This is a genomic window from Shewanella sp. SP1S1-7, assembly GCF_031932105.1.
Taxonomy (GTDB): Bacteria; Pseudomonadota; Gammaproteobacteria; order Enterobacterales; family Shewanellaceae; genus Shewanella; species Shewanella baltica.
In genome coordinates this window covers 34,507-51,875 of sequence record NZ_JAUOEU010000008.1, presented here as the reverse complement: position 1 = coordinate 51,875, position 17,369 = coordinate 34,507, and the positions used below count along the sequence as shown (strand labels likewise).

Annotated in this window: 18 protein-coding genes; 5 read left to right on the top strand and 13 right to left on the bottom strand. The window is 47.5% G+C overall.

The features are described from left to right. Positions 1–3 precede the first annotated feature (3 nt). Positions 4–432 (bottom strand): hypothetical protein, encoded by a 429-nt coding sequence (locus Q4Q49_RS08690; RefSeq protein WP_311999151.1) that lies wholly within the window; start codon positions 430–432, stop codon positions 4–6. A gap of 210 nt (positions 433–642) precedes the next feature. Continuing rightward, positions 643–1,800 carry an alpha/beta hydrolase-fold protein gene (locus tag Q4Q49_RS08685; RefSeq protein ID WP_311999150.1) on the bottom strand — a complete coding sequence of 386 codons (1,158 nt, stop codon included), beginning with the start codon at positions 1,798–1,800 and terminating at the stop codon, positions 643–645. A 242-nt stretch (positions 1,801–2,042) separates the two neighbouring features. Here Q4Q49_RS08685 and mtnC point away from each other — a divergent pair, with 242 nt between their 5' ends. Further along, entirely contained in the window at positions 2,043–2,723 is a 681-nt protein-coding gene (gene mtnC / locus Q4Q49_RS08680; RefSeq protein WP_311990951.1) for an acireductone synthase, read from the top strand. A 95-nt stretch (positions 2,724–2,818) separates the two neighbouring features. Here mtnC and Q4Q49_RS08675 read toward each other — a convergent pair whose 3' ends face one another. The 4 genes from Q4Q49_RS08675 to Q4Q49_RS08660 all read right to left on the bottom strand — a co-directional run bounded on the left by Q4Q49_RS08675 (position 2,819) and on the right by Q4Q49_RS08660 (position 5,531). Then, a complete protein-coding gene (locus Q4Q49_RS08675; RefSeq protein WP_311999149.1) occupies positions 2,819–3,901 on the bottom strand; it encodes a hypothetical protein in 1,083 nt (360 codons plus the stop codon). Positions 3,902–4,193: 292 nt separating this feature from the next. Further along, positions 4,194–4,580, bottom strand: coding sequence for a carboxymuconolactone decarboxylase family protein (locus Q4Q49_RS08670; protein ID WP_311989365.1), 387 nt, complete (start codon positions 4,578–4,580; stop codon positions 4,194–4,196). 195 nt (positions 4,581–4,775) lie between these two features. Further along, complete coding sequence (locus Q4Q49_RS08665; RefSeq protein WP_311999148.1) at positions 4,776–5,132, bottom strand: MerR family transcriptional regulator; 357 nt, start codon at positions 5,130–5,132, stop codon at positions 4,776–4,778. Positions 5,133–5,135: 3 nt separating this feature from the next. After that, the gene (locus tag Q4Q49_RS08660; protein ID WP_311999147.1) at positions 5,136–5,531 is read right to left on the bottom strand and encodes a GFA family protein; all 396 of its coding nucleotides are present in this window, start codon (positions 5,529–5,531) and stop codon (positions 5,136–5,138) included. A gap of 156 nt (positions 5,532–5,687) precedes the next feature. On the opposite strand from Q4Q49_RS08660, the gene Q4Q49_RS08655 reads away from it, so the two are divergent. From Q4Q49_RS08655 to Q4Q49_RS08645, 3 genes are all read left to right on the top strand, one after another. Beyond that, on the top strand, positions 5,688–6,116 hold the full coding sequence (locus tag Q4Q49_RS08655) for a thioesterase family protein (protein ID WP_012586384.1): 429 nt from the start codon (positions 5,688–5,690) through the stop codon (positions 6,114–6,116). Between the two features lie 62 nt (positions 6,117–6,178). Then, on the top strand, positions 6,179–6,445 hold the full coding sequence (locus Q4Q49_RS08650) for a GNAT family N-acetyltransferase (protein WP_115335933.1): 267 nt from the start codon (positions 6,179–6,181) through the stop codon (positions 6,443–6,445). A gap of 45 nt (positions 6,446–6,490) precedes the next feature. After that, positions 6,491–7,183: a hypothetical protein gene (locus tag Q4Q49_RS08645; RefSeq protein ID WP_311990948.1), complete on the top strand. Its 693-nt coding sequence runs from the start codon at positions 6,491–6,493 to the stop codon at positions 7,181–7,183. A 66-nt stretch (positions 7,184–7,249) separates the two neighbouring features. On the opposite strand, the gene Q4Q49_RS08640 is transcribed toward Q4Q49_RS08645, so the two are convergent. The 7 genes from Q4Q49_RS08640 to Q4Q49_RS08610 all read right to left on the bottom strand — a co-directional run bounded on the left by Q4Q49_RS08640 (position 7,250) and on the right by Q4Q49_RS08610 (position 15,617). Continuing rightward, positions 7,250–7,798: an HPP family protein gene (locus Q4Q49_RS08640; protein WP_006083741.1), complete on the bottom strand. Its 549-nt coding sequence runs from the start codon at positions 7,796–7,798 to the stop codon at positions 7,250–7,252. Positions 7,799–7,921: 123 nt separating this feature from the next. After that, the gene (locus Q4Q49_RS08635; protein WP_311990947.1) at positions 7,922–8,332 is read right to left on the bottom strand and encodes a thioesterase family protein; all 411 of its coding nucleotides are present in this window, start codon (positions 8,330–8,332) and stop codon (positions 7,922–7,924) included. 128 nt (positions 8,333–8,460) lie between these two features. Then, positions 8,461–10,947, bottom strand: a complete 2,487-nt coding sequence (locus Q4Q49_RS08630) for a hypothetical protein (protein ID WP_311999146.1) — start codon at positions 10,945–10,947, stop codon at positions 8,461–8,463. A 141-nt stretch (positions 10,948–11,088) separates the two neighbouring features. Continuing rightward, a complete protein-coding gene (locus tag Q4Q49_RS08625; protein ID WP_311999145.1) occupies positions 11,089–12,894 on the bottom strand; it encodes a long-chain fatty acid--CoA ligase in 1,806 nt (601 codons plus the stop codon). Between the two features lie 128 nt (positions 12,895–13,022). Next, positions 13,023–14,333, bottom strand: a complete 1,311-nt coding sequence (locus tag Q4Q49_RS08620) for an ABC transporter permease (protein WP_311999144.1) — start codon at positions 14,331–14,333, stop codon at positions 13,023–13,025. Next, positions 14,330–15,193: an ABC transporter ATP-binding protein gene (locus Q4Q49_RS08615; RefSeq protein ID WP_259544576.1), complete on the bottom strand. Its 864-nt coding sequence runs from the start codon at positions 15,191–15,193 to the stop codon at positions 14,330–14,332. The genes Q4Q49_RS08620 and Q4Q49_RS08615 overlap by 4 nt, the downstream gene beginning before the upstream one ends. Before the next feature lie 52 nt (positions 15,194–15,245). Further along, positions 15,246–15,617 carry a GntR family transcriptional regulator gene (locus Q4Q49_RS08610; protein ID WP_259544577.1) on the bottom strand — a complete coding sequence of 124 codons (372 nt, stop codon included), beginning with the start codon at positions 15,615–15,617 and terminating at the stop codon, positions 15,246–15,248. A 93-nt stretch (positions 15,618–15,710) separates the two neighbouring features. Here Q4Q49_RS08610 and Q4Q49_RS08605 point away from each other — a divergent pair, with 93 nt between their 5' ends. Then, a complete protein-coding gene (locus tag Q4Q49_RS08605) occupies positions 15,711–17,369 on the top strand; it encodes an alpha/beta hydrolase (protein WP_311999143.1) in 1,659 nt (552 codons plus the stop codon).

Below are 17,369 nucleotides of genomic sequence, written 5' to 3'. Positions count from 1 at the left end.
TTTTTAGCTCAACCTCGCCTCGGAGCGCTTAGCTCTGCGTTGGAGCAACCAAAAGAGGCTTAGCACCCCAAATGAAGCGGCTAAGGTGGTCAACGCTAGAGCAAAACCTTTGAATGATAATAGGTTTAAGCTAAAACCATCTAACGCCAGCACAGCTAAACCCAGTGGCATTTGGATAAACACAGCGGTGAACCAATCGAAGGGAAGTTTAGGAAAAATCCTGTGGTAAGCGTAAAGCACTAAACCTGCTAGCAATATCAGCAAACTCGCATCGTGAGCCCCTAACAGCAGGTACTCCACACTGTTCGGCGTAATCTTGGGCACTGCACTTAACATATCCAGCATATAACCCGCGCTAGCAACTAATGAGAAACTGATAAAACTCAATAACGCTAATAAGATACCAAAACCAAATGCGGGTAAATATTTCATTTATCTCTCTCTATTCGCAGCTGAAAATACGCAGTCTCATCTCCCAAAAAACCACTGCATAGAAACCACAGGATAGAAAAGGGACTGTAACTACAATAACAGCCAAAATTTCCCTTAGCTATTAAGACCATAGTCTTATGGCTAGCACAAACCCGTGCGCGATATACGGTGAGCAAACAGGTAAAACGCAAGCGCCAAATGTTAATTCACTTATTTATCCGCCTGATATTCAGCTAACTGTTTACGGTATTTGTCTTGGAAGAATGGATGGTCCGTTAACTCAAGCGCTTGCTTTTCATACTTAATCGCTTCAGTTCGCTGACCTTGGCTCGCATAGACACTTGCCAATGCATGGCTGGCCTCGAATGCTGTTGGGATCGCCTTTAAGGTTTGCAGATAAATGTCGATAGCTTTGGCAGGATCAGTCGTCTCGAAGGAACTTGCCAACGCGATAAGCGAATCGATAGCGGGCACATCAAAACCATATTTGTCGTTCGACAGGGTTTTATAATGCGCCAAAATAGCGGCTACGCCTTGACGTGATATGGTCGAGTCAGGCTTAAGCACTTGGTGTACATCGTTAAAAATAGCTTCAATACCATAAGCCGTCGCCAAAATAGGTTGCGTCATATAGTAAGTGCCATCGAAGCGCTTGATGCGGTAGTCGAGAGAATCCGTGGCGTTCGCTTTGATGATGGCTTCAAGCTTGGCAAAGTCAGCTAACTGATTTTGTTCGAAATCACTGTCGCTAGTGCTCATAAAAAGGAATCTTGGCTTCCCTTTCATCCCTGCGAACTTCTTTGCAGCATCTGCCATTACAAAAGCGTAGTTATCATCCAGTACCGGACTTGCGGCGATGTAAGCATTAAATAAGCTTGGGCGATTCAAAAGCGTGTAGAGGCTAAAAGTGGCATTGCCAGTGAAGCCATTAAGGATCCGAAAACCATTTGTGCGATATTGTTTGTCGATGGCGAGCAGTAGATCTTGTTCCATAAAATCCAAAAACTGCTGATTTTCTTGCTGCTTAATGGCTAAAGTTTTTAACTCACCTAAGCCTGCATGATCATCTGGCGCCGTCACGATAATGGTTTCCAGCCAAGGCCAGCCACCGTTATGACTCATCCAGTCTTCCATTCCAGCGAGATAGCCATGGCTACGAGGATGTAAATCCACCAGCACCACATAGCGTTTATCCGCTTTCGATTGGTAACTCGCTGGTAATGTCACCTTAAAGTCAGCGGGCTCAGTTAACAGGCTCGAACTGACCTTTAACATCTGTGGTTGAGCGGGAAAGGTATTATCGGCATTTGCTGACACACTGAAGAATGCAAAGCAGTAAATCACCAGCAGAATTAATAGCGTACGCATAAATTTCATTCCTTGAAAATCAACTATATAAGTATCAGTCGAAGTTAACACCCGTATTCTTGAAAGTAAATCCGATATCACGGCCTAACCCTTTCGCCAAACACATACCCAATATTAGCCATTCCCATTTTGGTTGTGATGGCGGTGGTAAGACTCGCGAAATAGACTAGCCAATTTCACCAATAACGCTTAGGATCGGAGTTGCATTTTTAAGCCAACATATTGTGGAGTATCAAAACATTATGGGTATCAGAGCCATAGTCGTAGACACAGCAGGCACCACGACAGACCTAAACTTTATCCAAGATGTACTATTCCCCTATTCTGTCAAAGCCTTGCCAGACTTTTTAGAACAGAACCAACACAATGTATTGGTTGAAAACTGTATTTGTGACACTAAAGATATCGCCCTAGAGCCAGATGCGGACTTAGCACGCGTGACTGAAATTTTGCAGCAGTGGGTCAGCGAAGATCGTAAAGCAACACCGCTCAAAACCCTGCAAGGCTTGATCTGGAAGCAAGGCTACGGCCATGGCGAATTTAAGGGCCATATCTTCCCTGACTTTATTGAAGCAGTGAAACGCTTTAGCGCACAAAATCTGCGTATTTATAGCTTTTCATCGGGTTCGGTCGATGCGCAAAAACTGTTGTTCAGCCACAGTGACGGCGGTGATTTAACCGAGATGTTTAACGGTCATTTTGATACCCGTACCGGCAACAAATTAGATAAACAGGCTTACTGCAATATCCTCAACACTATCAGCTTAAGCCCTAAGCAAGTGCTGTTTGTGTCTGATGTGATTGAAGAATTAAAGGCTGCTGAAGCTGCAGGCATGATGACCTGCCAAATGGTACGCGATAGCAAACAGCGCACTGGTGAGTTCCGTAAAATCAGCAGCTTCGATGAGCTGCTGATTGAATAACGTGATTGTTGAAGAACGCAATAGTCGACTAACTCAGCCAAGCTGATTTAGCCAAAAATGAAAGCGACCTTATGGTCGCTTTTTTATGGGGCAGCTTATTTGCCCTTTTCCGTCAGTGGAAACGCGGCCGAGATACACTTTTTCACCTCAAAACGATAACCATAATCCGCTTTCTTATCCGGCGTTATCTGCAAAATCTCATAGTCATTTAACTCGATCACATTCGACTCGGCTGGCTTTTCACAACGCGAACGGCTATTGGCTTCAAGCGCAAAGGCAAACGTCGCTAACCATTGCCGCACGAGATACTGATATTGCGCCCGCACCGACGCATAGGTTTGCTTGCGTTCCGCTTCTTCGCGCTCATCGGCGGTTTGTTTATCAGCCGGTTTGTCGGCTTCAAGCTCGGGCTTAATCTTAGCTAACTCAGCAATCGGTGCCGTCAGCACATCGGTCGTATGCGGCATAAGCCCTAATGCTGGCTCGACGGGATTATGTTCAGAGGCTTCTTGGGTTGTTGTAATAAAGTCCGCAAACGAGGTTTGAAGACGGGTTTCTAAATCAATCAGTAAGCTCAAGTGATATAAAACCACAGTCGCTAGCACGATGCGGATCATAAAGGTCGTTTTACGAAATGAAGTATGCGAGGTAAGCCGTAACGATTTGACACCTAAAGGTTTAAGCAAAAAAATTAAGACTAAATAGATGGGTATAATCAACTGCAATGCCAGCAGCACAATTGCGCTCACCATTAAAAACCAAGCTGGCATATAGAGTAAAATCGCTAAGTTATGGGTGTAATCCAGATGACTTGCCGACACCCCGACCACTTCGTTAACTATAGCGCCAGACCAACCTAAGGCAAAGTTGGCAATAATAGCGTAAAACAGCAACAACACAGCCTTGCCTGCCAAACTGTGCCAGACCCGCTCGAACACGGGCCAAAACTCGATGGCCATAGCAATAACCGCAATCACGGCGACCACACCCATCAAGTCAGTACTAAAGGCCAATATCAAGGCAATAAGATACAGCTTTTGCGCAAAGGATAACTTAGCAAACCCTTGGCTTAGGTAGCGCCACAACTTGCTCAACCCTAGCTGGAGCTCGCTAGGCAAAGGCTTGATGACTTGCCGTAAGTGCTGGCGGGTAGATTCAGTGTAACGACCTAAATTCATTATAATTTTAAATTCCGGTTGCGATTAAGACACGCTTGAGTTGCCGATGTAAGCTGCAAAATCTATGGCGACACTCGCGTCACCTATGCCAGTGTAGCGACTAACTTTGGCAATTCACTAGCAAAATTTGCCGAGTCCTCCCTTACGGCGAAATGAATCTCCCACGAGATTCTATGTCGATGATGCGGAGCAGACATATCGTTTAAAGGGATTTAGAAGTAATAGCTATGAGTAAATCAAAGCGACCTTAAGAACACCCCATAAGGTGTTATGAACCTAACTCAGAATAGATTCAAACGACACTTAACTCCCGCTCGGCAAAGACAGCTTTCGCGACAAACATGCCATTCAGTGCTGCGGGGAAGCCAGCATAAACCGACATTTGCAGTATCACTTCGACGATTTCCTGCGGCGTACAACCGACATTCAACGCGCCGTTGATATGGACGTTAAGCTGCGGCTGGCAATGCCCTAATGCTGTGAGCGCGGCGACAGTGACTAACTCCCGCGTCTTAAGATCGAGTCCTTCACGCTGATAAATATCCCCAAAAGGATATTCGATAATGTACTTGCCCAAGTCGGGGCAAATATTTGCCAGACTGTTGATCACTTTCTCGCCCGCCTCGCCGTCGATTTCTGTCAGCTTAGCTAAGCCCTGCATATACCTTTGATTACCCATTTTTAACTCCTGTTGGATTGGACCACAGAAGTCAGCTTACGCCTTAGAGTTAACTCTAAGTCAACGGCTGATTGATGAATAGCATAGGCAGCCCTTTGATTGAAGTAAAAAGACAACAGAGGCAGATATAAGTTAATACTATTAATAAATTATGACCTAAAAACACAACTTAGCGACTCAGCCGAATCTCTAAGCTTAATCACTGAAATGCGTTTGGTAATAACGGATTTTTTGCTCAAGGGCGATCAGATGCGCCTGCTCTTGGCGAATACGATCGGCCAATTGTGCGGCATGCTGCTCAAGCAATTGCTGCCGCTCGCCTGCGGTTGTATCGCCTTGAGCACGCAGCTCGGCATAGGTCAAAATCTGCTTTAGCGGCATGCCCGTTTCTTTTAAGCGATTGATAAACTCAATCCATTGCGCCTCTTTTTCCGCATAGTCGCGGTGCCCGCTCGCATTTCGCACCACAGACTGCAGCAGGCCAATTTTCTCGTAAAATCTGAGCGTATGCGCCGACAATCCAGTAAGTGCAGCAAACTGACCTATGTTCATAATCTAACGATCCGCAGGATGGTTAACACCATCATTCGTGGGCACATTTTCCAGATCGAATGGATTGACCCCTTCGAGGCAACCAATGTTGTAACCATATTCATGGGGATTGGAACGCCGCTGGTGATGGGTGTAAATGCCGCAGTTGGAGCAGAAGTAATGCTTCGCGGTTTTGGTATTAAATTCATAGCATTTCAGTACATCATCACCCTTGAGGATCTTAATCCCCGCCAGCGGAACCGAGCCGACAATCGCGCCCTTACGGCGGCAGATAGAACAATCGCAGCGGCGAGGATTTTCAATGCCATTAGGCAGCGATAATTGCAACACCACAGCGCCACAGTGACAAGACGCTTGGTGTTCAGCTTGAATATGGGTGTTTCCGACTCGTTTAATCATGCACTGCTCCTTGCTTCGCTTAATGTTATCGCTAAATGCCTATAACGCCATGGCTTGTCGCTTGTTCTTTATGCTGCTAGTCTGACCATCTTAAACGAGCGTTTCAACTCGCATTTTTAGATCGGCAATTCAATGCCAAACACACTGGAAAACACAATGGAAAAGTTTCTCGCACAGCACCCTATAGTGACCGAAATCCCTGTGGCTTGGGGCGAAATGGATGCGTTGCAACACGTCAACAACGTCGTCTATTTCCGTTATTTTGAGACAGCACGTATCGACTTTTTCAATCGCCTATTCCCGCTAGATACCCTGTATAAATCAGGTATTGGCCCGGTGATCAGCGAAAATCAGGCCCGCTATAAACGCCCAGTGACCTTCCCCGATACTCTATTAGTGAGTGTCAGCATTAGCGATATTCACAGCGATAGATTTACCATGCATTATCAGGCTTTTAGTAAACAGCAGCAGGCAGTAACCACCTTAGGTACTTCAGTCGCGGTGATGTTTAACTTTAAAACCGGCAAAAAGGCCGACTTACCGGCAGAACTGCTGGCGATTCTCAAACAGCACGAAGTCGCTTAAGCTAACCAAATCGATAGCTAAATTGCCAGCACACTTTAAGCCACTCCTTGAGGGAAGAATGTATGTCAGATAACGAAAATATTGAGATAGCTATTGAACATCAACAGGATAGACAGCGTTTTATTATCCCTGTCGATGGCTATGAAGCCGTGTTGGAATACCAATTATCAGGCAAGGATATCGATTTTAGCCGCACCTTTGTCCCCAACGAACTGCGCGGTAAAGGACTTGCCGAACGCTTAGTTCGCCACGGGCTTAAATGGGCAAAAAGCCAAGACTTGGCTATCCAAGCCAGCTGCTGGTATGTGCAGAAGTTTTTGAAAAATTAGACTTAAAACATAAGCAAACACATCGCAGCAAAGGAGTGCCGCTAAATGACAGTCGCCCTATGTCGTAAAAGTTTACTGCTTGTAAGCTTACTTATCTTGTCCGCCTGCCAACAACGCCAAGCCATTCTTATTACCCAAGGTATTGAACCCTTTAAGGTAAAAGCCATTGAAACCGCCTTGATCCAATCTGGCTGGCAAGTAAATCAGAGTACCATCGCCATTCCGGCAGAATTCCCTAATACGGCCATTGCCACCAATCCCGCTTATCGCGATTCCCAAGCCATCACTGAGATAGAAAATATCCTCAAAGGCCAAGGTTTTGCCGAACCGACAGAGTATAAATTTGCCGAAGGTAAGCACTTTTTCAGTATGAATAATATCGGTATTTACTTACGTAACAGTGAACAGGCTTTGCAACCTTTACCACCAGACTTTATCAGAACAGATCATTGTACTGCGGGTGATGCAACCCTGAATCTTTCGCCTCAAGGCCAAGCCATGCTCGAATACGAGAGGCCCATTAATGATAATTTTGAATTAGAACAACACACAGGAACTTGGCAATTCGATGGTGCGCAACTCAGTGTCACATTAGACCGAGCCCAGCAGGTGTTTAAGTTAACCCACGAGCAAAGGCCTATTTGGCGTGGTCTCAGCCCTGCGGATATCTACACGCCAATCCAAGATTCTGATTTTAAAGTGCTTAACTGCACCTTTTTGCTTATCTATCTTGAGTAGGTCCTTAAGCCGCATCCGAGCTTAAACCTTTATTTTTACATTTAAAAACACTTGTACTGTACAGAGCTAAATCCAATACACAGGGTAATGGCGCTTGGGATCGGTGGAGAGGTTATTGACTACCAGCGCGACCAGTAAGAGTAATACTGAGCCGAGAAATACTGGCATTAGCGCGTAGAGAAAGCCGAGTTGATGTACGTTCTCACCGCCTATCACGGCAATCAGTGCCGTTGCACCGCCCGGTGGATGCAGAGTGCGAGTCAGGTACATGAATGCGATAGACAGGGATACTGCTAAGGCGCTGGCTAGCACCACATAATCGCCACACACTTGGTACACTGCGACCCCAATTAAGGCCGATAACACACTGCCGCCAATCAAGTTACGCGGCTGAGAAAACTCTGCCAGCGGTGCGCCGTACACCAGTACAGCTGAAGCGCCGAATGAACCAATCACAAACATAGTACCGACGAGGTTTTCGCTCATATAATTTGCGAGACTCGCGACCAAGTAAATGCCACAGAAAGCTCCAACCCATGACCACACAATCTTTTTAAGTGGCTGTCTTGGTGGGCAAATGTCCTTCGAGCGCATGCGGGTAAAATAGAATCTCATGGTTAATCCGAACCGATAAAAATGAGGCGATACAGATAAGTGATCTGCATCACAGTTAACGGGTCGACAAATTAACGCTTCAGCAGCGCAATTGCAATTGCGCTGACCGAGAGACGGAAAAGATTAAGCACTTTCACCATTCAGGTTGGCGAGCATTTCGCGGATATCTTCAGGAATAGGGCGACTCTTTTCGCAGCTGTAGTCGTAATGCACCAGCGTAGTTTTCACCTCAGCGGTTTTATTGCCGACTTGCCAGCAGGTTTGCGTCAGCTCGAAACTGCTATTGCCGATACGGCTGACATAGGTTTTCACCGTAACGCTCTTGCCGTAATAAGTCGGCGCGATAAAGGCCACGGTAAAGCCGGCCACGATAAGATTCCACTGATGTAAATCCAACTCTGGATTAAAAATCTCGAAGATTGGTGTGCGCGCGGCTTCGCACCATACGGGGATCACTGTGTTATTGATATGGCCTAGGCCATCGGTTTCTGTGAATCTTGGGTGGATTTCGAGGCTGTATTCGGTAACTGACATTCGGGCTTCCTTTTTATTGTTATTCTATAAACTGATGAATTTAATGCTTATCGCGATTAAGCTACCCGCACCAAATTCATCCTTTATCCCAAGCCTACCAGACCCTAAAGGCTAAACAAACCTAGACCTTAGAATTGGCAACTGGCAGTTTCTGCCGTTTGCTTGCCATTGGCATCATACTTTTTCATGCATCCTGCCTTACCCATATCATAAATTTTTTCATATTCTAACTTGCCACTATTGTAGGACTTAAACACGCCATGGCTTTTTGGGTTTTCTAAGTGATAAATAGTGCGACCTTTGACCATTTTAGAATGAGCAGCAAACCCTGGGTCTTCCTGATAGATCACCCCCTTGATATAACGCTTATGGACCACATGCTGTTCATCAATGCGCAGCATTTCTTGCGCGATTTGGCCATTAGAGTCGTAACAGACTTTATCCACGGCATAATTGCTATCTAACTCTTCAATACAATTCACGGCACCGTTATCAAAATATTCCCGCTGTATACCACAGCGCGCAATGGCGTTATCCCAGTAGTAAGGTTCACCGTTCCAGGTTTCGCCTTCTTGCTGGCAGTAGTTCCAAAAATGCTTTAACTGGCCATTCGGATAGAAGCTGTAATGGGGGCCAGAGAGACGGTTATTCACCAGCTGACCATATTGAGAGAGTGAGTATCCACCATCTGTGGAATAACTGATACTTGGGCCGTATTCCTTACCCGCTTTAAAGGCCTTCATATACTTTAAACGGCCGTTGGAATCGAACTGATATTCTTTATCAACTGACCCATTAGTGTAATAAGTTAATTCGGATAGTAGACCGCCGCGATACACTCGCTGCTCACCATCTTTAATTGAGCTAGTCTCAGCATTTTTTGAGTTTAACACGCCCTCACAATCGCCTGTGTAAGGCTCTTTTCGCATCATGCATTCATCCTGCGAGGGTTTAAGCTTAACGGCTGCATTAAACTTATACTGACTCAACTCATTGAGATCGCCGTTAGGCTCGAGCCACATTTGTGGGCCATCTAACTCGCCATAACGATAGTTAGCAACATTGCTGACAGCATTTGGGCCTGAATACCATAAGCTTTCACCGTGGAGTCGGCCCTGATCATAATGTTTAAGGGCAAACATAAAATTATCTTTGTTGAATAACTTTGCCTCACCTTGACGTAGGCCATTCTCATAGCTGACTTCAGTCTTGTAGAGATAGGTAACAGATTGCTTAGTGGTAAAAGCATCGTTAGCATCTGGCGTTCGGATATACACCCAAGAGCCTGAACGTTTACCATCGAGGTAGCTGCCTTCACCCGTTTGAAAGCGATAATCCCCTTGGGTGACCTTTTCCACCCAAGCGCCTTGTTTTACGCCCTTTTGGTATTGGCCTTTGCTGCCATCGGACTCAAGCCACTCACCATCTTTTACGCCATTGAGATAAATGCCCTTTTCGGACAACTTCTTCGCGCCTTCGGTGCTCGAATCGTAATCTGGGGTATAGATTTCACTCGGGCCATCGGGCACGCCCTTGTTATAGTGGATAAAGCCGTAGTTATCGGCGTCATCCATCATGGACTGCAACACCCATTTACCCTGCTTTTGGCCGTCGAGGTACTCGCCTTCCCAATAGGTTTCACGGCTGTCGGCTTCAATCCACTTACCCACTTGCTTACCCAGCTTATAGTCACCGGCATACATCACACTGCCATTACGGGCATCGTAGGCGGCAAAGTGACCATCAAGCTCACCTTGCACATAATGAGCTTCACTGGCAACACCTGCCCAAGTACTACCCATGCTCATAAATTCATAAAAAGCGCCGGTACGCGGAATTTTGTCGCTGCCATTTTTAAGCCAATCGATGTCATCGGCCTCGTAACCAATAGCCACCAGCATAAAGCCGCCATCTTCTTCGACATAGGCACTGCGATCAAAAGTCGCGACTAGACTGTATTTTCGTTCACGCCCCTCGGCATCTTTATCGGTGCGAGTCACGGGATAACGCAGCTTGTATTCCACTGCGGTTTTCACATCCGTCGACGTACCTTCAGAGTTTCGATAACCGATTAAGGTTGGTTTGAGCTTAGATGACCCATCAAGAATCGCTTTGATGTCAGGATCTTGGACACCCTCAGCCTCATAGGTCATACGGTATTGCTGTGGCGGAATTTGGCTTAGCACTTTACGGACGCCGCCCACGGTAAATGTGGTAATGGTCGGTGCCACTGCATCGAGCACAACTTGTAGGCGCGGTAGTTTAGTCAGCTCTTCCCCATCAAAACCATAGCCGCGCAGGTGCTGACCATCGGCATCCTTGAGCATGACGATCACTTCTTTGGTGCCACCCTTATCGAAGTCATAGTAAAACACCGCCACAATTTCAGCGCGGCCGTAATCGTCAATGCGCACGCCTGGCGCATCGCCGTAGAGCATTTCGCTCCATACGTGCTGGTCTTTTTGGTAGAAATCGAGCCATTGGCCGTTAGGAAGATCCACGGGACCGTGAACCACTTTGTCGAAATCCGCCGCCACCGCAGCAGGAATGACCGCAAAAGAAGAAAGTAACACAGCACCGACAGCGGCGCATAAATGACGAATCGAAAGTTCCATTTAACTATCCTTTACACCGACACCTTGCGCCTCGTGCGCACCAGTAAACGGGGCGAATTTTAAGCTAAGTTAGGCGCTTCAGGGAAGTAGCAGAAACAAAAAAGGCCGCAATAGCGGCCTTTAGCAACAATGACTTAACAATCAGTTGTTATACATAGCATTTATTTCATGGGCATATTTATGGTAAATCATTTTGCGGCGCAACTTGAGCGTTGGGGTAATTAAACCCGCTTCCATCGAAAACGCTTCAGGCAACAGAGTGAACTTTTTAATCTGTTCAAATCCCGCCAGCTCATGCTGCAACTGCTTTAAGCGCTGCTCAAAATGTTCAACCACATGACTATGGCGCAGCAATTCTAAAGGCGACTCATACTTCAGCCCTTTGTCCTTCGCCCACGCTTCCAGTGACTCAAACGCTGGCACAATTAAGGCGGTCACATAGTTACGCGCATCGGCAATAATCGCCACTTGCTCGATAAAAGGACAACAGCCCACAGCGCCCTCAACCCGTTGCGGCGCAATATATTTGCCGTTAGAGGTTTTCATTAACTCTTTGATACGGTCGGTAATAAATAAGTTACCTTTCGCATCGAAACGCCCTGCATCACCGGTTTTTAACCAACCATCTTCAAATGCAGCAGCGGTATCTTCAGGACGATTGTAATAACCACGCATCACAGTCGCGCCACGAACTAAAATCTCATCGTCCTTACCCAGCTTAATTTCGATTTCAGGTAGGACTTTACCGTTTGATCCGGCAACACGATTGTCCAAGGTGTTACAGGTCACAGTGGCGTTTGTTTCGGTCATGCCGTACCCACAAAGTACAGGAATATTAATCGCATGGAAGAAGCTACCGACATTCACATCTAACGCCGCGCCACCGCAGGGCATAAACTTCAAACGCCCGCCAAGCACGGCTTGCAGCTTGCTATACACAAGTTTGTGGGCCAAACGCCATTGCAGCGATAACCATAATCCGCCCTTAGCACGACCTTGGCCGACTTCGAACTGACGCCCGCCAACGCGCATAGCCCAAGCAAACAGCCTCTTACGGCCATCGGCTGACTTGGCGACTTTATCTTGTACGGCACTGTACACTTTTTCGAGGAAACGCGGCACCACACACAAGGTATGTGGACGTACGGCGCTAATCGCCTCTTTCACTCTTTGGGTATTTTGCAGATAAACGTTATGACCGCCACGGCACAAAACGTAGAAACTCCAACTGCGCTCAAATACATGACTTAATGGCAAAAATGCTAAAGACACATCGCCAGCTTTAAAAGGCAAAATATGATCGTGTTGACGTATAGTCGAGGCCATATTGCGGTAATCCAGCATCACGCCTTTAGGATCGCCCGTGGTGCCAGAGGTATAAATTAAGGTCAGTAAATCATCGAGATTAGCCGCCTGTAAACGCTGGTTAAGCTCAACTTCTTGTGTCATCGCTTTCGCATCGCCCGCTAGCAGGGCATCTAAATGCCAATGCTGGAAAGCTTTGTCGGCTGCGAGTGCCACGCTGGCATCAAAAACAATCACATGCTCTAGGCTTGGGCATAAGGTTTGAAGCTCGCAGGCCATAGCATATTGCTTAGCATCGTCGACAAACATAACCTTCGCCGCGGCATCGTTAACGATAAAGCTCGCCTGCTCGACGGTACTGGTGGGGTAAATCGGCACCACAACGGCGCGACTTTTAAGTGTACCGACATCGGCACAGGTCCACTGTGGGCAGTTTTGCGCCAAAATAACGCAACGGTCTTGCACTTGTACGCCAAGTTCGATCAACACTTGTGCAATTTTACTGCTAATTTGGTCAAAGGCCTGCCAACTCACCTGATGCCAAGGAGCGGCCATTTCAAAACCTTCCAGCGCTATCGCGTCTTTTAAAGACTCGCTCTGCTGCTGTAATAGTCGAATAACATGATATTGATCGAGAGACATAAGAGACTCACCTTTTAGCTTACAAGTGTACCGCTTTTGCGCCATTCTACCTGAAGGCCAGCCAAAAACTAAGAGTTTTTGCTCTAATCTTGTGCAAGCTAAGTCCCAATATCGCAATCTATATCCGTTTAGCCGCTAATGACATCTCCCTTCCAGAGGGTTTTCTTGCCCCAAATCAGTACTATGCTGCCAAGTATCATTAAGAGCATATCCCAGATAATCCAATCGCCTAGATTGCCGCCATCGCGTAACGATGCAAGGCTGATGGACACCCACAGGGAATGCCCCGCGACAACCATCATAGTGAGCGTGACATGCAACACTCGGCGACACATACAGCCAAAACCTAAGGTCAAAGCGCAGGCCCAGTAAGTGCTGAGCACCAGATGACCTACTAACTGCATATTCAGATCATCACTGAGCCAACCCAGCAGCAGACTACACGCCAGCATAATGCCGACGACCACATTCAGTAGTCGTTGCTGGCCACGGCAAAAAGCCGCTATGAGTCCTTTTCGACCATCAAATCCTGGCATCAGCAATAAGGTTTCTGTCGAGCGCGAACGTTGCACTCGGCTCCAGTGCACCAGCGAACACATAATCACGCTGAACTGTGCCAACAGCAGTAACACGGGGAAATTCTGATGGAATTGATGCGATAACACCCCAAGCACTAGGCAGACTGCCGGTATAAGCAGCAATAAAATCGTCAGCATAGGGCCGATAAAAAAATTAGTGGGATGAAGATAACGCTCAAAGCGGCTCAAAATGCGCATCGATTGCAAATTTGGCAGCCAGAACCAGCCCATTTCGAGGCCATTGAGGTACACGGTTCTCGCCTCAGCACGCCAAGGTAAAGCACGGCAGGTACGGACAATAAGCGCACCTAATACCACCAGTGCAATCGCACTTAACCATAGAGAAATATAACCTGTAATCAAGGAGATAAACGGCACTAAAACAAACAATAAAAAGGAAGCGTAAAACCACTGAGTGCTGAGTAAACACAGGTAAATAAAGGCAAAACTCATCACCAAGGCCAACACTAAGGTGGGTAGGCTAGACGTTGAACCCAGAGCTAAACAAAACAATACGCTTATGCCAAATACGCTGGTTAACACCGCTGCACTTTGGATATAAATATGGCGGCGATAATGGGGAATTAAATGGGCACACTCGCTCGCCATCAAACGTATGAGTTGCCACGCCACCGCCGCCGAGCTTGAAACGATTCCCATAGAAAACAACAATTCAGCACTGTCGCTTTTGCCCTGCAACGCTGTAATGCAACCTAAGACCATTCCCAATAAGCCAGTACCCAAAAAGCTCAAACTGCCGACATCAAAGCACCAAAGACGCAACATGCCTTTAAAAGGATTCATCAACCGCGCGCCTTTCATTTTAGCTGTCGGCGTGATGTTTAGTTCTGGCGCACTCATCTGTGTAGCCCCATAAAAAGCTGTTCCAGATTAAGGGCTTCGTTCTTTAACACGCCTGATATTGGCGCGCTGTGCTCGCCTAAATCCACCAGCACAGAATCACCGACACGGCTGAGCACAGTGACCGACTCAGGCAAAACTGTTGCCGGCGCGAGTGTGAGTAAACGCACTTGTTCCCGTAGAGCATCGATTTCTTTAAACAGCACTAATTCGCCACGTTTAATCAGCGCCACATGGCTGGCAACCCGCTCGATATCAGAGGTGATATGGGATGAAAACAGTACAGCTGAACCCGATTCGAGGGCGAGATCGAACAAATCGACCATAAATTTGCGCCGCACAATCGGGTCGAGACTGGCAACCGGCTCATCGAGGATCAATAGCTCAGGACGATAAGCCATCGCCATAATCAAGGCTAGCGATTGTCTTTGCCCCACAGATAAACGTTGCACCTGTTGGGTCACATCTAACTCGAACCGTACTAGCCAATCTTGTTCTAATTGCCTGTCCCAATTGGGATAAAAGCTGCGGTGTAAATCGAGGGCGCGTTCAATGGTAAACCCTTCATAACCAAAAGGTTGCTGCGGCACATAACCTAAGCGCTCCTTTGCTTTTGAGGTTAAGTTTTCGGGCGTTTCGCCTAAGGTAACAATACTGCCTGAATCCGGCGTGAGCACGCCTAAGGCACAGCGGATTAGGGTCGATTTACCCGCCCCATTTTGCCCTAATAGCCCAACCACCATGCCCGCCGACAAGGTTAACGATAAATCCTTAAGCGCCCACTTTTCACCTGCGCCTTTACCGCGAAAGACTTTATTCACTTGGCTAAATTCAAGTATTGGTGTGCACGCTTGGTCCATCGAATTTCATCCTTTTTTATTCTATTTATCGATAATAGACAGTAGGTTAACGCTAGTCTTGCCAGCGTTCATTTATCAATTGCATTAACTCAGACAGGCTGACGCCTAACTGTTTAGCCTGCGATAACAAAGCATCGAGCTGGGGTTCGAGCATGCTAGCCCCCGATGCCATAGTCTCAGTGCGCAGCGCGACTTTTGTCGCTTGGCCGCGGCGGCGTTCGAGCCACCCTTGATCGACAAGCTGCTGAATCGCACGGGAGACAGTCATAGGATTCACTGCAAGATGCTCGGCAATCTGGCGCACAGAGGGCAAGACATCATCCACTTGCAGTTGACCGCCCACAATTAAACGCACGACCTGTTCGTGTAATTGCTTGTAAATTGGTTCGCCACTGCTGGGGTTGACATTTAAAAGTTCTAACATTAGCCTTTACACACTGTATTAATACATTGATACACCGATACACTGGTATTTAAATTAACACACTCGTCCTGAAATGCAAAAAGGAAAGCGCGCATGATAGATAGCATGACACACAGGAAGTTAAGCCAAACCACTCAACGCCCTTCGCCCACTCGGCAACTGCATGGTACGGCTAATACCACGCTTGCCACATGGCGCACGCATATTTTAGGCTCGCGCATATTAAGCATAAGCGCACTTATGCTGGCGATGGCGAGTACGGCGACATGGGCGAGTGATGTAAAAAGCCAACAGACACAAGCGGCTGATATCGCGAGTAACATAGCGAATAACACCGACACTTGTTATGTAGAAGGTGTATCCGATCGCCTAAACTGCGGTTTTGTGACTGTGCCTGAAAACCCCAACAAACCCGATGGCAAGCAGATCCAAGTGCATTACGTGGTCTTGCCTGCGGTGAAAAACGTCAACCATGAAGAAGCCTTACTCGCCATTGCTGGCGGCCCAGGACAATCGGCCATAGACAATGCCGCGGGTTTTGATGCCATGCTGAGCAAAGTCCGCCAACAGCGGGATATCTTGCTGATCGACCAAAGGGGCACAGGCCGCTCGAATCTGCTGACCTGTGATGAAGGCGCGCAATCTCCACTGTCATTCGATGATGACAATGCCGACACTTTAGCCGAAACCCAAAAATGCTTAGCCAAAATCGATGCCGACGTCACCCAATACGGTAGCCTCAATGCGATTAAAGACTTCGAAGCCGTGCGCCAGCATTTGGGCTACAAAAAATTGCATGTTTACGGTATATCCTACGGCACGCGTATGGCGCAGCTTTACATGCGTTTATACCCTGCACACTTAGCCACAGTGACCTTAGACGGCATAGTGCCGATGCAACAAAGCGTGTTAGAAATCGGCGCATCGATTGATCGGGGTTTTGATTTACTCTTTAAAGATTGCCAAGAAACCGCAGCTTGCCATGCCCAGTTCCCTGAGCTGAAAGCCGAATTCGACCAAGTCGCGGCCTCACTCGCCAAAGCGCCTGTGATGGAAAACGTCTACGACCCTGTCACGGGTGAAAAGACCATGTTGACTATGACGCGCGGTAAGTTCTACGGCTCCATCCGCATGGCGCTGTATCAAGCCAATGTGCGCGCCTTAGTGCCCCATGCGATTCATCAAGCCGCGAAACACAACTTCCAACCCATACTCGGTTTGTATTCCCTCACTATCGACAATGCTGGCATGGCGATGGGTATGCACGCATCCGTGGTCTGTGGCGAAGATATGCACCGTATTACGCCCGCCATGCGCGAGCAGGCTCAGCATTCCTTTATGGGCAAAACTATGCTCGAAGGCTTAGAAGCCACGTGTGAAGTATGGAAAGTCCCCGCGGTCGATGACAGCTTTAGCGAGCCCATCAGCAGCGATATTCCGACCTTGTTGTTATCCGGCGAAATCGACCCCGCGACACCACCGAGTTGGGGCGAGCTAGCGATGGAAAAACTCACCAATGCCAAGCACTTTGTCGCCCCCTATGCGACCCACGGCGTGGCCTATCAATCCTGCGCGAATAACCTGATCGCCGATCTCGTTCGCTCGGGTTCCGTTAAGGATCTCGACGGCGAATGTTTAAAGAAAGATGTGCGCCGCAGCTTTTATTTAAATGCCAGCTCGGTAGAACCGCTTGATGCAAACATCAAAAAAACCACCGCAGATGATAACGCCAGCACTGGGGCCAAGGAGTAA

Excerpts from the sequence above, each read along its gene's own strand:
- Q4Q49_RS08690 (WP_311999151.1), bottom strand. The coding sequence starts at position 432 with ATGAAATATTTACCCGCATTTGGTTTTGGTATCTTATTAGCGTTATTG.
- Q4Q49_RS08685 (WP_311999150.1), bottom strand. The coding sequence starts at position 1,800 with ATGCGTACGCTATTAATTCTGCTGGTGATTTACTGCTTTGCATTCTTC.
- mtnC (WP_311990951.1), top strand. The coding sequence starts at position 2,043 with ATGGGTATCAGAGCCATAGTCGTAGACACAGCAGGCACCACGACAGAC.
- Q4Q49_RS08675 (WP_311999149.1), bottom strand. The coding sequence starts at position 3,901 with ATGAATTTAGGTCGTTACACTGAATCTACCCGCCAGCACTTACGGCAA.
- Q4Q49_RS08670 (WP_311989365.1), bottom strand. The coding sequence starts at position 4,580 with ATGGGTAATCAAAGGTATATGCAGGGCTTAGCTAAGCTGACAGAAATC.
- Q4Q49_RS08665 (WP_311999148.1), bottom strand. The coding sequence starts at position 5,132 with ATGAACATAGGTCAGTTTGCTGCACTTACTGGATTGTCGGCGCATACG.
- Q4Q49_RS08660 (WP_311999147.1), bottom strand. The coding sequence starts at position 5,531 with ATGATTAAACGAGTCGGAAACACCCATATTCAAGCTGAACACCAAGCG.
- Q4Q49_RS08655 (WP_012586384.1), top strand. The coding sequence starts at position 5,688 with ATGGAAAAGTTTCTCGCACAGCACCCTATAGTGACCGAAATCCCTGTG.
- Q4Q49_RS08650 (WP_115335933.1), top strand. The coding sequence starts at position 6,179 with ATGTCAGATAACGAAAATATTGAGATAGCTATTGAACATCAACAGGAT.
- Q4Q49_RS08645 (WP_311990948.1), top strand. The coding sequence starts at position 6,491 with ATGACAGTCGCCCTATGTCGTAAAAGTTTACTGCTTGTAAGCTTACTT.
- Q4Q49_RS08640 (WP_006083741.1), bottom strand. The coding sequence starts at position 7,798 with ATGAGATTCTATTTTACCCGCATGCGCTCGAAGGACATTTGCCCACCA.
- Q4Q49_RS08635 (WP_311990947.1), bottom strand. The coding sequence starts at position 8,332 with ATGTCAGTTACCGAATACAGCCTCGAAATCCACCCAAGATTCACAGAA.
- Q4Q49_RS08630 (WP_311999146.1), bottom strand. The coding sequence starts at position 10,947 with ATGGAACTTTCGATTCGTCATTTATGCGCCGCTGTCGGTGCTGTGTTA.
- Q4Q49_RS08625 (WP_311999145.1), bottom strand. The coding sequence starts at position 12,894 with ATGTCTCTCGATCAATATCATGTTATTCGACTATTACAGCAGCAGAGC.
- Q4Q49_RS08620 (WP_311999144.1), bottom strand. The coding sequence starts at position 14,333 with ATGAGTGCGCCAGAACTAAACATCACGCCGACAGCTAAAATGAAAGGC.
- Q4Q49_RS08615 (WP_259544576.1), bottom strand. The coding sequence starts at position 15,193 with ATGGACCAAGCGTGCACACCAATACTTGAATTTAGCCAAGTGAATAAA.
- Q4Q49_RS08610 (WP_259544577.1), bottom strand. The coding sequence starts at position 15,617 with ATGTTAGAACTTTTAAATGTCAACCCCAGCAGTGGCGAACCAATTTAC.
- Q4Q49_RS08605 (WP_311999143.1), top strand. The coding sequence starts at position 15,711 with ATGATAGATAGCATGACACACAGGAAGTTAAGCCAAACCACTCAACGC.